This window comes from Corynebacterium maris DSM 45190, assembly GCF_000442645.1.
Classification (GTDB): domain Bacteria; phylum Actinomycetota; class Actinomycetes; order Mycobacteriales; family Mycobacteriaceae; genus Corynebacterium; species Corynebacterium maris.
The window spans coordinates 2,191,791-2,203,783 of the sequence record NC_021915.1; the positions used below are offsets into that span (position 1 = coordinate 2,191,791).

The 11,993-nt window shown below is 66.6% G+C and carries 10 protein-coding genes; 2 read left to right on the top strand and 8 right to left on the bottom strand.

Annotation, left to right across the window (positions count from 1 at the left end; all coding sequences use genetic code 11):
* Window positions 1-9: 9 nt before the first annotated feature.
* From B841_RS10215 to B841_RS10235, 5 genes are read right to left on the bottom strand one after another with little or no spacing between them, the layout of a single operon-like run.
* Window positions 10-474, bottom strand: a complete 465-nt coding sequence (locus tag B841_RS10215) for a DUF4233 domain-containing protein (protein WP_020935425.1) — start codon at window positions 472-474, stop codon at window positions 10-12.
* On the bottom strand, window positions 471-2,090 hold the full coding sequence (gene folC, locus B841_RS10220) for a bifunctional tetrahydrofolate synthase/dihydrofolate synthase (RefSeq protein WP_020935426.1): 1,620 nt from the start codon (window positions 2,088-2,090) through the stop codon (window positions 471-473). The genes B841_RS10215 and folC overlap by 4 nt, the downstream gene beginning before the upstream one ends.
* Window positions 2,090-4,810, bottom strand: coding sequence for a valine--tRNA ligase (locus tag B841_RS10225; protein WP_041632308.1), 2,721 nt, complete (start codon window positions 4,808-4,810; stop codon window positions 2,090-2,092). Before B841_RS10225 ends, folC begins: the two co-directional genes overlap by 1 nt.
* A gap of 49 nt (window positions 4,811-4,859) precedes the next feature.
* Window positions 4,860-6,341 (bottom strand): Hsp70 family protein, encoded by a 1,482-nt coding sequence (locus tag B841_RS10230; RefSeq protein WP_020935428.1) that lies wholly within the window; start codon window positions 6,339-6,341, stop codon window positions 4,860-4,862.
* Between the two features lie 42 nt (window positions 6,342-6,383).
* Window positions 6,384-7,355 (bottom strand): malate dehydrogenase, encoded by a 972-nt coding sequence (locus B841_RS10235; RefSeq protein ID WP_020935429.1) that lies wholly within the window; start codon window positions 7,353-7,355, stop codon window positions 6,384-6,386.
* A gap of 309 nt (window positions 7,356-7,664) precedes the next feature.
* Between B841_RS10235 and B841_RS10240 the strand changes: the two genes are divergently transcribed.
* On the top strand, window positions 7,665-8,429 hold the full coding sequence (locus tag B841_RS10240; protein ID WP_020935430.1) for a TetR/AcrR family transcriptional regulator: 765 nt from the start codon (window positions 7,665-7,667) through the stop codon (window positions 8,427-8,429).
* Here the strand turns inward: B841_RS10240 and clpX are convergent.
* Entirely contained in the window at window positions 8,426-9,721 is a 1,296-nt protein-coding gene (clpX, locus tag B841_RS10245; protein ID WP_020935431.1) for an ATP-dependent Clp protease ATP-binding subunit ClpX, read from the bottom strand. The two genes, B841_RS10240 and clpX, sit on opposite strands and share 4 nt — an antisense overlap.
* A gap of 256 nt (window positions 9,722-9,977) precedes the next feature.
* Between clpX and B841_RS10250 the strand changes: the two genes are divergently transcribed.
* Window positions 9,978-10,412, top strand: coding sequence for a PACE efflux transporter (locus B841_RS10250; protein WP_020935432.1), 435 nt, complete (start codon window positions 9,978-9,980; stop codon window positions 10,410-10,412).
* A 99-nt stretch (window positions 10,413-10,511) separates the two neighbouring features.
* Here the strand turns inward: B841_RS10250 and B841_RS10255 are convergent, their stop codons facing one another.
* On the bottom strand, window positions 10,512-11,159 hold the full coding sequence (locus B841_RS10255) for a CoA transferase subunit B (RefSeq protein WP_020935433.1): 648 nt from the start codon (window positions 11,157-11,159) through the stop codon (window positions 10,512-10,514).
* Window positions 11,159-11,902, bottom strand: a complete 744-nt coding sequence (locus tag B841_RS10260) for a CoA transferase subunit A (protein ID WP_041631867.1) — start codon at window positions 11,900-11,902, stop codon at window positions 11,159-11,161. Before B841_RS10260 ends, B841_RS10255 begins: the two co-directional genes overlap by 1 nt.
* Window positions 11,903-11,993 lie beyond the last annotated feature (91 nt).

Here is an 11,993-nt window from a genome sequence, read left to right on the forward strand (position 1 = left end):
TCGCCGCGGTTACTTGACGTCGTCGGCCGTGCCCAGATGCTGGGTGACCAGCAGGCCGCGGCGCATGCGCTCGATCAAGTTGCGGCGCAGGGCCAGCAGATACCACCACACGAAGATGAAGATCACGACCATCGCGCCGAGTGACCAGTGGACGAGGAAGCCCACCAGGCCGACGGCCTGCAGCGCCAGGTTGATCTGCAGTGCCTTCGGCAGCCGCTGCAGGAACGCCATCACGAAGTACAGGGCGCCGAGGATGACGGTGAACCAGATGTTGAACGGCGTCCACAGCACGCCGCTGTCGATTTTGAGGATCACGGTCAGCGACAGCCAGACGGTGAGCGCCTCCAGCACCAGCACTCCGCTCATCACCCCGCGCAATCCCTTCAGGGGGTCTTTGGCGGGGGCGTGGCCGGGGCCTAAGGGGCCGGGATTCACGGCGTGGTCGGACGTGGCGTCGTGCTGCGGGTCCGTCATTGGGGGTCCTTTCCGAACATGGTGCGGGCCTCGCCGGCGGCGACGACGGAGCCGGTGATCACGATGCCGGAGCCGGACTGCACGTCGGCGTCCTCCGCCAGTTCAACGGCCAGGGCGTAGGCGCCGGGCAACGAATCCGCCACGTGTACGCGTTCCTCGCCGTAGATTTCGCGGGCGGTCTCCGCCAGATCATACGCGTCAAGCGCCCGCGGGGAAGAAACCTGGGTGACCACGATCTCCGACAGGTGCGGCTCCAAGGAGGCGAGGATGCCGGGGGCGTCCTTGTCGCCGAGGACGGCGACCACGCCGATGAGCCGGTGGAAGTCGAAGTCGCGCTCCAGCGCCTCCCCCAACGCTTTCGCGCCGTGCGGGTTGTGGGCGGCGTCGATGAACGTCGTCGGGGTCGAGCGCATGCGTTCCAGCCGGCCCGGAGAGGTGACCTGGGCGAAGCCGCGGCGCACGGTGTCGACGTCCAGCGGGCGGCCGGGGCCGGCGCCGAAGAACGCCTCCACGGCGGCGAGTGCCACGGCCGCATTGCGGGCCTGGTGTTCGCCGGACAGGGGCAGGAAGACGTCGTCGTAGTCGCCGGCCAGGCCGCGCAGGGTGAGCTGCTGGCCGCCGACCGCGATACCGGATTCGAGCACCCCGAATTCGCTGCCGGCGCGCGCCACGGCGGAGTCCACCTCGACCGCGCGTTCCAGCACGACCTGCAGGGCGGCGGGGTCCTGCTCCGCGACGACGGTGACGTTGTCCGACGGGGTCAACGGGTCATCCGCGTCCGCCCGGCGTTTGATCACGCCGGCCTTCTCCGCCGCGATCTCCTCGATCGTCTCGCCCAGGTAGTCCGTGTGGTCCATGCCGATCGGGGTGATCACGGCGACCTCGGGGTGGATGACGTTGGTCGCGTCCCACTCCCCGCCCATGCCGACCTCCACGACGGCGACGTCCACGGGGGCGTCGGCGAACGCGGCGTAGGCCAGGGCGGTGAGAACCTCGAACTTGCTCATCGGGGTTCCGGTGCGCTGGTCCACCAGCTCGACGTAGGGCTTGATCTCCTCCCACGTGCGCACGAAGTCGCGCGGGTGGACGGGCACGCCGTCGAGGGTGATGCGCTCGGTCACCGACTGCAGGTGTGGGCTGGTGGCCCGGCCGGTGCGGCGGTGGAAGGCGCGCAACAGCGACTCGATCATGCGCACCGTCGAGGTCTTGCCGTTGGTGCCGGCGACGTGAATCGATTTGAAGGAGTGCTGCGGGGAGCCGAGCAGATCCATGAGCAGCTCGATGCGCTCTAAACTCGGCTCGATCTTCGTCTCCGGCCAGCGCTGGTTCAACTCCGCGTCGACGCGCGCCAGCTCGGCCCAGTCGGCGTCGCCGATCGCCTCGGACGCCGGGGCCGCGCGCTCTTCGTCGAGGTTGGCGCCGCCGAGGTTCAGCGTCAGCCCGTGGTCAGTGAGCTTGACGTCGCCGAACTCGCTGAGGTCCTCGCCACCCTCGGCGTCGCCCTCCTCGTCGAGGTCGTCGACGGTGGCGGGCCCGTTCATGTCTTCGAGCGCCTCCCGGATCTTCTCCAGCGCCTCGGCCTCGTCGGGGGTGTGCTCGTCGCGGGAATCGGCCACTACTTCAATCCCCCCAGTCGGGCGGTCAGTCGCTCGACCTCTTCTTGGGCCACCTGCCGGCGGGCCCGGATCTTATCGACGACCTCGGTCGGCGCCTTCGACAAAAACGCCTCGTTGGCGAGCTTCTTGCCGGTGCCGTCCAGTTCCTTGTTCGCCGCCGCGAGTTCCTTTTCCAGGCGCTTGCGCTCGGCGACCTTGTCCACCGTGCCGGAGGTGTCCAGCGCGACGGTCAGGGTGGACTGCGACAGGCGCAGCTCCAGGGAGGCAGACTCCTCGAAATCGTCCTCCGGGGCGGTCACCTTCGCCAGCGAACGCACCAGCGGCTCCTGCCCGGCCAAGTCGGCCGCCGCGAAGTCGATGGCGGCCGGCACCTTCTGCGAGGGTTTGACGCCCTGGTCCGAACGGAACCGACGCAGTTCGGTGACCAACTTCTCGGCGTCCTCGATGCGGCGGGCGGCGACCTCGTCGGCCGTCGCGCCGCCGTTGGTGTCCGCGGCCGTCGGCCACGGCGCCACGGTGACGGTCTCCCCCTCGGTCAGGGTGGTCCACAGCAGTTCGGTGATGAACGGCATCGACGGGTGCAGCAGACGCAGCACCACGTCCAGCACCCGACCGAGCACGATCTGGGTGTTCGTGCCTTGCTGGGTGACCTCGTCGCGCGGGATCTGGGTCTTGGCGATCTCCAGGTACCAGTCGCAGAACTCCGACCAGGTGAACTGGTAGAGCTCCTCGTTGGCCTTCGCGAACTGGTAGTCCTCCAGGTAGGCGTCGACCTTGCCGCGGACTTCCTCGAGGCGGTCGAGGATCCAGCGGTCGGCGTCGGTCAGCTCCTCGCGCGGCGGCAGCTCGCCCACGTCCGCGCCGTTGAGCAGGGCGAACTTGGTGGCGTTGAAGAGCTTGGTGGCGAAGTTACGCGAGGATTGCGCGTGATCTTCGCCCACCGGCAGGTCGATGCCCGGGTTGGCGCCGCGGGCCAGGGTGAAGCGCAGCGCGTCGGCGCCGAACTTGTCCACCCAGTCCATCGGGTCGATGCCGTTGCCCAGGGACTTGGACATCTTGCGGCCGTGCTCGTCGCGCACCAGGCCGTGCAGGTACAGGTCCGTGAACGGCACCTGCGGGCGCCCGTCCTTGCCGCGTCCCAGCAGCTCCGGGGTCAGGGTGCCGGCGAAAGTGCCGAACATCATCATGCGCGCCACCCAGAAGAACAGGATGTCGTAGGCGGTGACCAGCACCGAGGTGGGGTAGAACTTCTCCAGGTCGGGGGTCTTGTCCGGCCACCCCATCGTGGAGAACGGCCACAGCGCGGAAGAGAACCAGGTGTCCAGGACGTCCGGGTCCTGCTCCCAGCCTTCGCCGGCCGGCGGCTGCTCGTCCGGCCCGACGCACACGACCTCGCCGTCGGGTCCGTACCAGATCGGGATGCGGTGGCCCCACCACAGCTGGCGCGAAATCGTCCAGTCGTGCATGTCGTCGACCCAGTCGAAGTAGCGCGGCTCCATCGCCTCCGGGTGGATGACGGTGTCGCCTTCGCGAATCGCGTCGCCGGACATCTTCGCCAGTGCATCGACCTTGACGAACCACTGCAGCGACAGGCGCGGCTCGATCGGCTCGCCGGAGCGCTCGGAATGGCCCACGGAATGCTCGTAGGGGCGGACTTCCTTGACGATGCGTCCCTGCTCGGCCAGGGCCTCGCGCACCTTGACGCGGGCCTCGAAGCGGTCCAGTCCGTCGAAGTCGGTGCCGGTGTCGGCGATGTGTCCGGTCTTGTCCATGATGGTCGGCATGGCCAGATCGTGGCGCACGCCCATGGCGTAGTCGTTGGGGTCGTGCGCCGGGGTCACCTTGACGGCGCCGGAGCCGAACTCGGGGTCGACGTAGTCGTCGGCGATGACCTTCAGCTTCAGGTCGTCGCGGAACGGGTGCGCGAACTCGGCGCCGATGAGGTCGCGGTAGCGTTCGTCTTCTGGATGCACGGCGATCGCGACGTCGCCGAGCATCGTCTCCACGCGCGTGGTGGCCACGATCAGGTGCGGTTCGTCGTCGTTGAGCGAGCCGTAGCGGATGGACACCAGCTCACCCTGGACGTCCTTGTGGACGACCTCGATGTCGGAGACGGCGGTCTCCAGCGACGGCGACCAGTTCACCAGTCGGTTGGCCCGGTAGATCATGCCCTGGTCGTAGAGCGCCTTGAAGATCGTCTGCACCGCGCGGGAAAGCCCCTCGTCGAGTGTGAAGCGGTCGCGGGACCAGTCGACGGAGTCGCCGATGGCGCGCATCTGCGACTGGATGTCCCCGCCGTACTGCTGCTTCCACTCCCAGACCTTGGCGATGAACTCTTCGCGGCCGTAGTCGTAGCGGTCCTTGCCCTCGGTCTCCTGCAGCATCTCCTCCACCTTGGTCTGGGTGGCGATGCCGGCGTGGTCCATGCCCGGCAGCCACAGCACCTCATAGCCCTGCATCCGCTTCCGGCGCACGATCGAGTCGATCAGGGTGTGGTCCAGGGCGTGGCCCATGTGCAGCTGCCCGGTGACGTTCGGCGGCGGCAAAACGATGGAGTACGCGGGTTTTTCGCTCTCCGCGTCCGCCGTGAAGTAGCCGCCGTCGACCCAGCGGTCGTACATCGTCGTTTCGTGCTCTTTCGGCTCCCACGACTTAGGGAGCGCGTCGGCACGATTGGTACCCAGATTCTTTCCCATGCTCTGCTCAGTCACGGGCACCATCATAGCCGTCGTGGCCCCGGGCCCAGCACACGCGGCCAGGCGGGAGAGGCTACTTGGTGACGACCATCCCCATCGCCGGAACCTCGATGGCGACCTTGGCGATGCCGTCCGGGCTGACCCGGATGCGCTCGACGACCTCCGGGCCGCCGTCCCGGCGCTCCACCGGCACGTCCTTCAACTGCGCCACGGGCGGCAACTTCCGGTCAAACGGCACCGTCACCTCGCACAGCACCGACATGTCGCCCGGCTGGCCTTTCTCGTCCAGCGACGTGTACTCCACGAACCGGAACACGCCGATGTTGTGCGCCGCCTCGTAGCGGCGCACCACCCGGGTCACCCCGTCCTCGTCGGGGCTGGCCGACAGTTCGACCAACGGGTCGAAGACGACGCCGGCCCCGCCGTCGCGTTCCCGGAACACGCCGATGCCGCGGCCCCGGCGGTCCAGCAGGTGGAAATCCGACTCCGGATCCGCGGCGATCGCCAGCCCCACCGCCGTCGACGCGCCCGGCAGCGGAGAGCGGTGCACGCGGCGGGCGTAGCGTTCCCGCAGCGTCCGCGGAATCAACGGCAGGGCACTGGCGCCACCCACCAGGTAAATCCCGGCGATGTCCGTGTCCGTCAGCGACTCCTCGTGCCCCACCACGTCGGAGAGCAGGTCCATGGTGAGGGTCACCAGCGCCTCCGCCTCGTCGTAGAACTCCGTGACGGGCACGGTCACGTCGGTGTCGGCGACGTCCAGGATCAGCCTCCGCGACTGTGGCTTGAGCTGCTCCTTCGCGGTGCGCGCCTCCTCGAGCAACCGCATGCTCGCGCGGCGACCCAAGGCGTCGTCCTGCCGGCCGGCCTTCGCCAACGCCAGGGAAAGCAGCAGCTCGTCGAAATCGTCCCCGCCCAGGCGGCTGACGCCGCGGGAGGTGATCACTTCGTGGGCGTTGCCGTCGATCTTGATCAACGACACGTCGAAGGTCCCGCCGCCCAAGTCGTAGACCAGAATGCTGGAACGTTTGGTGTTCAGGGTGCGCTCATGGCGGTGGCTGTATTCGAAGGCCGCGGCGCTGGGCTCGTTGACGAGTCCCAGCACCCGGACGCCCGCCCGGGTGAAGGCGTCCATCGTCAGCAGCCGTTGCGCGCTCGAGGCGTTCGCCGGCACCCCGAGGACCGCCTCCGTGGCGCTGTAGTCGCCTAATTCCGCCTGGTAGCGACGCAGCTGGCGGGCCACTTCCTCCGCGAAGGCCAACAACACCTCGCTGATCGGGCGCAGCTCATCGCCGATGCGCACCGGGGTGCGCGCCGTGACGCCCTCCCCGCTCAACATGCGTTTGAAAGAGCGGGTGTACTCCGCCCCCTCCAAGGCGAGCGCCTCCCACCCGGCGACGATCTTTCCTCCCCTGGCGGCGTCGATGGCGACTACCGAGGGGAGGTAGTCGAAGAAATCCCCCTCCGGATCCGCGGAGTGGACCACCGGGTAGTTGCCCCGGTCCACCGCCGCCATCACCGTACGTGTCGTGCCGAAATCAATCCCGAAGCGCATAACCGCCCAGTCTCCTTGTGTGTCCGACCTAACCCAGCAAACCTAACCCAACAAATTCTGGACTGCGGAGCGTTCCTCCCGCAGTTCCTGCACAGACTCCTCGATGCGGCCGCGCTGGAAGTCATTGAGCTCCAGCCCCTGCACGATCTCCCACTTTCCGTTGCGCGCCACCGTCGGCACACCGGCGACCAGCCCCTCGTCGATGCCGTAGGAGCCGTCCGAGACGACGGCCGCGGAGGACCACGCCTCGGTGCCGTGGATCCAGTCGTGCATGTGATCGACCGCCGCCGAGGCCGCGGAGGCTGCCGATGACTTGCCGCGCACCTCGATGATCTCGGCGCCGCGCTTGGCCACGCGCGGGATGAACTCGGACTCGTACCACTCCTGTTCCACCAGCTCCAGGGCCGGGCGGCCGTCCACCGTGGCGTAGGTCAGGTCCGGAAACTGGGTCGCGGAGTGATTGCCCCAGACGACGACGTCCTCGATGTCCGTGGTGGGAACCTCCAGGCGCGTGGACAGCAGCCCGAGGGCCCGGTTGTGGTCCAGGCGCATGAGGGCGGTGAAACGCTCCGCCGGCACGTCCGGGGCGGCGGATTGTGCGATCAGGGCGTTCGTGTTCGCGGGATTGCCCACGACGAGGACGCGGACGTCATCCGCCGCGTGTTCGTTGATGGCCGCCCCCTGGGGACCGAAGATGCCGCCGTTGGCCGCGAGCAGGTCCGCGCGTTCCATGCCCTTGCCGCGCGGCTTGGCGCCGACCAGGAAAGCGGCGTTCGCCCCGTCGAAGGCGGTGTTGGCGTCGTCCGTGACGGTGATCGACCGCAGCAACGGGAAAGCGGAGTCGGCCAACTCCATCGCCACGCCTTCCGCGGCGTCGGTGGCCTGGGGGATCTCCAGCAGGGAAAGCTCGACCGGAGTGTCGGGCCCGTAGACCTCTCCCGCGGCGAGGCGCCACAGCAACGAGTACGCGATGTTTCCGGCGGCGCCGGTGACGGTGATCTTGGCGGTGGTCATGAGACGACGTCCACTTTCTGTCGGGGGCGCCCCGCACCAGATGGCGGGGCAAGTCAATCAATGGGTTCTCCCGCTCACTCTAATAAATTATGGCGTGGCGCGCGCCACCCCAGGAATGGGGTGGGCAGGGGAAGGCGAAACGTAGTCGCTACCCCCGCCGCCCCTGCACTTTTACTTATTATTCGGGATCTGGCACGTTACAGATTCCCGGTGCCACCCCTTTCGGGCACGATAGAAACCAGTTGTGTCCTAAACCAAACTTTTGACCACCACACCGATCACCGATATTTAATTCAAAGGATGGTTGCGATGAGCTCCGACAAGTCCACCGACTCAGCCGAGCCGGGCTCGCCCGACGGAGCAGCATTCGACCACCACGAGGCCGGGGCGACGGAAATCACGGTCGACGTCGCGGTCGAGCACTTCGCCCGCGACGGGTTCGAGGGCGCCAAGCTCGAGGCGATCGCCCGCGACGCCGGCATGTCCAAGCGCATGATCCACTACCACTTCGGCGACAAAAAGGGGCTCTACCAGCAGGCCGTCGCCGAGGCACTGCAGCGGCTGCACGTCCCGGAAGAGACGTTCCAGGTGGACTCCGCCGTGCCCGTCGAAGGCATCCGCGTCCTCGTCGACGCGGTGTTCACGCAGTTCACGCTCCACCCGCAGTCACTGCGCCTGGTGGTGTCGGAAAACTTGGTCAACGTCCTGCAGATGGACGAACAGCCCCCGCTGATCGATGAGACCGGACTGAAGCTGCGGCTGGATCGGCTGCTGCTGATGGGCCAGGACGCCGGGGCCTTCCGCCCGGGCATCAACGCCGACGACCTCATCACGTTGATCAGCGCGCTGCCCTTCTATCGGCTGACCAACAAGCTGCAGACCCACAACCTGCTCGGCATCGACTTCGATTCCGAGGAAAACCTGGCCGGCATGCACCGGCTGACCGTCGACACGGTGCTGGCTTTCTTGACCTCGAACATCCCGGACACCGGGCAAAGCAGTTACTTGAGCCCGCTGGAGTCGACCACGCAGGCGCAGACCAGTTTGAGCGTCTACGCCGACGAGGATTTTTAGGCGGTCTTCTCCGCCTCGTCGCGCAGCACCAGTTCCGGTTGCGCGTCGCCCTGGACGCATTCGGGGGTGATGATGGCTTCGGCGACGTCGTCGCGGTCCGGGATGTCGTACATCACCGGGACCAGCAGCTCCTCCATGATGGCGCGCAGGCCGCGGGCGCCGGCGCCGCGTTCCAGGGCCTTGTCCGCGATGGCGCCCAGGGACTCCTCCTCGAAGGTGAGTTTGACCCCGTCCATCTCGAAGAGTCGTTCATACTGCTTGACCAGTGCGTTGCGTGGTTCCGTCAGGACCCGGACGAGGGATTCCCGGTCCAGGTTGTCGACGGTGGCCACGACCGGCAGTCGGCCGATGAACTCCGGGATGAGCCCGAACTTGACCAAGTCCTCCGGCTGCACGCTCGCAAACAGGTCCTGCTTCTCCCGGTCGTCGGCGGTCTCTAGTTCGGAGCCGAAGCCGAGGCCCTTCTTGCCGACCCGCTCCGCGATGACCTTTTCCAGGCCGGAGAAGGCGCCGGCGACGATGAACAGCACGTTGGTGGTGTCCAGCTGAATGAATTCCTGGTTGGGGTGCTTGCGCCCGCCCTGCGGCGGGATGGAGGCGACGGTTCCCTCGAGAATCTTCAGCAGCGCCTGCTGCACGCCTTCGCCGGACACGTCGCGGGTGATCGACGGGTTGTCCGACTTGCGCGAGATCTTGTCCACCTCGTCGATGTAGATGATCCCGCGCTGCGCGCGCTCGACGTCGAAGTCCGCGGCCTGCAGCAGCTTCAGCAGAATGTTCTCGACGTCCTCGCCGACGTAGCCGGCCTCGGTCAGGCTGGTGGCGTCGGCGATGGCAAACGGCACGTCGAGCAGCTTGGCCAGGGTCTGGGCCAGGTAGGTTTTGCCGGAGCCGGTGGGGCCGAGCATCAGGATGTTCGACTTGGCGATGTCGACGCCCTCGTGGTCGTCGCCCCGCTTCCGGTGCCGGGCGGTGTCCGCCTGCATGCCCGCCTGGATGCGCTTGTAGTGGTTGTAGACGGCCACGGCCAGGGTGCGTTTGGCGTCGGACTGGCCGATGACGTAGCGGTCGAGGAAGGCGGAGATTTCCGACGGGCGCGGCAGCGCGACGTCGGCGGCCTCATCCTTCACGTCCTCTGCGCCGATCTCCTCTTCGATGATCTCGTTGCAGAGTTCGATGCATTCGTCGCAGATGTAGACGCCGCCGCCGGCAATGAGTTTCTTGACCTGTTTCTGGCTCTTTCCGCAGAAGGAGCATTTCAGCAGATCTGCGCTTTCTTGCATACGTGCCATTTTCTGGTTGGGAATCCGTTCTTGTCGCGGGCCAGCTTTGACCTCATGTCTCACGCCCACTCTAGCGCTCACGTCAATTCAACTGGCCGAGGCCGGGCGCTATTCCATCTGACCACATTTCCCCTGCGCGTAGGGACGGCGTACTCCGTGATTACCCGGATCCGGCCGCTGTGTTACCTTTTACAGTCGCCCAGCAGTCGATCGTGGACGTGAACCGGTAACGCGGCTTCCCATGAACGCTCATGAGAAGGAAAACATGTCACCCGTCAAACGCCGCATCATCTACGTCCTGTCGTATGAAGCCATCGCCATCCTCTTCGTGTCCGTGTCCCTGACCCTGTTGGGGCTGGGCGGCGGCAATTCGACGCTGATCGCCGTCGTGTCCTCGGTGGTGGCGGTGATCTGGAACTTCATCTGGAACACGTTGTTCGAAAACTGGGAGAAGCGCCAGCAATCGCAGAAGCGCACGCTCGGCCGCCGCGTGGTCCACTCGCTCGGTTTCGAGGGCGGGCTCGTCTTCTTCCTGGTGCCGATCATCGCGCTGATTCTCGGGGTGGGCCTGGTGGAGGCGTTCATCCTCGAGCTGGGGCTGCTGATCTTCTTTCTCATCTACACGTTCGTGTTCGCGTGGGTCTTCGACCGCATTCTGCCGCCGCCGGCGACCGTGGTGCGGCAGGAAGATCCCCGCTGAGCCCGCCAGACACGCAACTGGGCCGGCCCCTCCCCGACTGATCGGGGAAGGGCCGGCCCAGTGCCGCGTCAACGCACGAGACCGTCAACGCACAAGGTGCTAGACGAGGGCGTCGTGCACCTTGAACTCTGCCTCGGTGACTTCGCGGACCGACTCGACGGTCTCGCCCTCGGCGCACTCGAGCAGGGTCAGGCCCTCCTCGGAGTCCACGGAGAAGACCGCGTAGTTGGTCACGATGAGGTCGACGCACTTGGCGCCGGTCAGCGGGAGCTTGCACACCGGCAGGACCTTGGAGGCGCCCTTCTTGGTGGTGTGGTCCATCATGACGATGATCTTCTTGGCGCCGTGGACCAGGTCCATCGCGCCGCCCATGCCCTTGACCATCTTGCCCGGGATCATCCAGTTCGCCAGGTCACCGGTTTCGGAGACCTCCATGGCGCCCAGGACGGCCACGTCGATGGAGCGGGAGCGGATCATGGCGAAGGAGTCCGAGGAGGAGAAGTAGGCGGCGCCTTCTCCGGCGGTGATGGTTTCCTTGCCGGCGTTGATCAGCTGCGGGTCGAGCTCGTCCTCGGTCGGGTACGGGCCGACGCCGAGGATGCCGTTCTCGGAGTGCAGGACGACCTCGAGGTCCTCCGGCAGGAAGCCGGGGATCAGGGTCGGCATGCCGATGCCGAGGTTGACGTACTGGCCGTTGTCCAGTTCCTTGGCGGCACGGGCCGCCATTTCTTCACGAGTCCAAGTCATTACTTGCTCACCGTCCGATTCTCGATGCCAGTTTCCTGCGGGCCGACCACCACGATGCGGTCGACGTAGATGCCGGGCAGGTGCACGTCGTCCGGATCGATGACGTCGACGAGTTCCTCCACCTGGGCGATGGTGACCTTGCCCGCCATGCCGGCGTCCGGGTTGAAGTTGCGGGCGGTCTTCTCGAAGACCAGGTTGCCGTAACGGTCGGCCTTCGCGGCGTGCACGAAGGAGTAGTCCGTGCGGATGGACTCCTCGAGGACGAAGAGCTCACCGTTGAACTCGCGGGTCTCCTTCGGCTTCGAGGTCTCCGCGACGGTGCCGTCGGAGTTGTAGCGCACCGGCAGGCCGCCGTCGGCCAGCTGGGTGCCCACGCCGGCCTTGGTGTAGAAGGCCGGGACGCCGGCGCCGCCGGCGCGCATGCGCTCGGCGAGGGTGCCCTGTGGGGTGAACTCCACGGAAAGCTCGCCGGAGAGGTACTGGCGGGCGTATTCCTTGTTGGAACCGATGTAGGAACCGATGGAGCGGCTGATGCGGCCGTCCTCCAGGAGGAGGCCCAGGCCGAATCCGTCGGTGCCGAGGTTGTTGGAGACGATGGTCAGGTCGCTCGCCCCCTGGGTGCGCAGGGAGTCGATGAGACGGGCGGGGATACCCACGAGGCCGAACCCGCCGACGGCGACAGACGCACCGTCGGGGATGTCGGCCACTGCGGCATCCGTACTAGGAAGAGTCTTGTCAAGCATGATTGACACTGTACACTTGGTGCGAGAAGCGCACAAGGGTTCACAGAGCGAACTTTGGTGCAACCATTGCAGTAAGGAAAGGAGCCGCCGA

Bases quoted from the DNA above. Each gene is read 5' to 3' on its own strand.
- B841_RS10225 (WP_041632308.1), bottom strand. From the start codon at position 4,810: ATGGTGCCCGTGACTGAGCAGAGCATGGGAAAGAATCTGGGTACCAAT.
- B841_RS10255 (WP_020935433.1), bottom strand. From the start codon at position 11,159: ATGACTTGGACTCGTGAAGAAATGGCGGCCCGTGCCGCCAAGGAACTG.
- B841_RS10215 (WP_020935425.1), bottom strand. From the start codon at position 474: ATGACGGACCCGCAGCACGACGCCACGTCCGACCACGCCGTGAATCCC.
- B841_RS10230 (WP_020935428.1), bottom strand. From the start codon at position 6,341: ATGCGCTTCGGGATTGATTTCGGCACGACACGTACGGTGATGGCGGCG.
- clpX (WP_020935431.1), bottom strand. From the start codon at position 9,721: ATGGCACGTATGCAAGAAAGCGCAGATCTGCTGAAATGCTCCTTCTGC.
- B841_RS10235 (WP_020935429.1), bottom strand. From the start codon at position 7,355: ATGACCACCGCCAAGATCACCGTCACCGGCGCCGCCGGAAACATCGCG.
- B841_RS10250 (WP_020935432.1), top strand. From the start codon at position 9,978: ATGTCACCCGTCAAACGCCGCATCATCTACGTCCTGTCGTATGAAGCC.
- B841_RS10240 (WP_020935430.1), top strand. From the start codon at position 7,665: ATGAGCTCCGACAAGTCCACCGACTCAGCCGAGCCGGGCTCGCCCGAC.
- B841_RS10260 (WP_041631867.1), bottom strand. From the start codon at position 11,902: ATGCTTGACAAGACTCTTCCTAGTACGGATGCCGCAGTGGCCGACATC.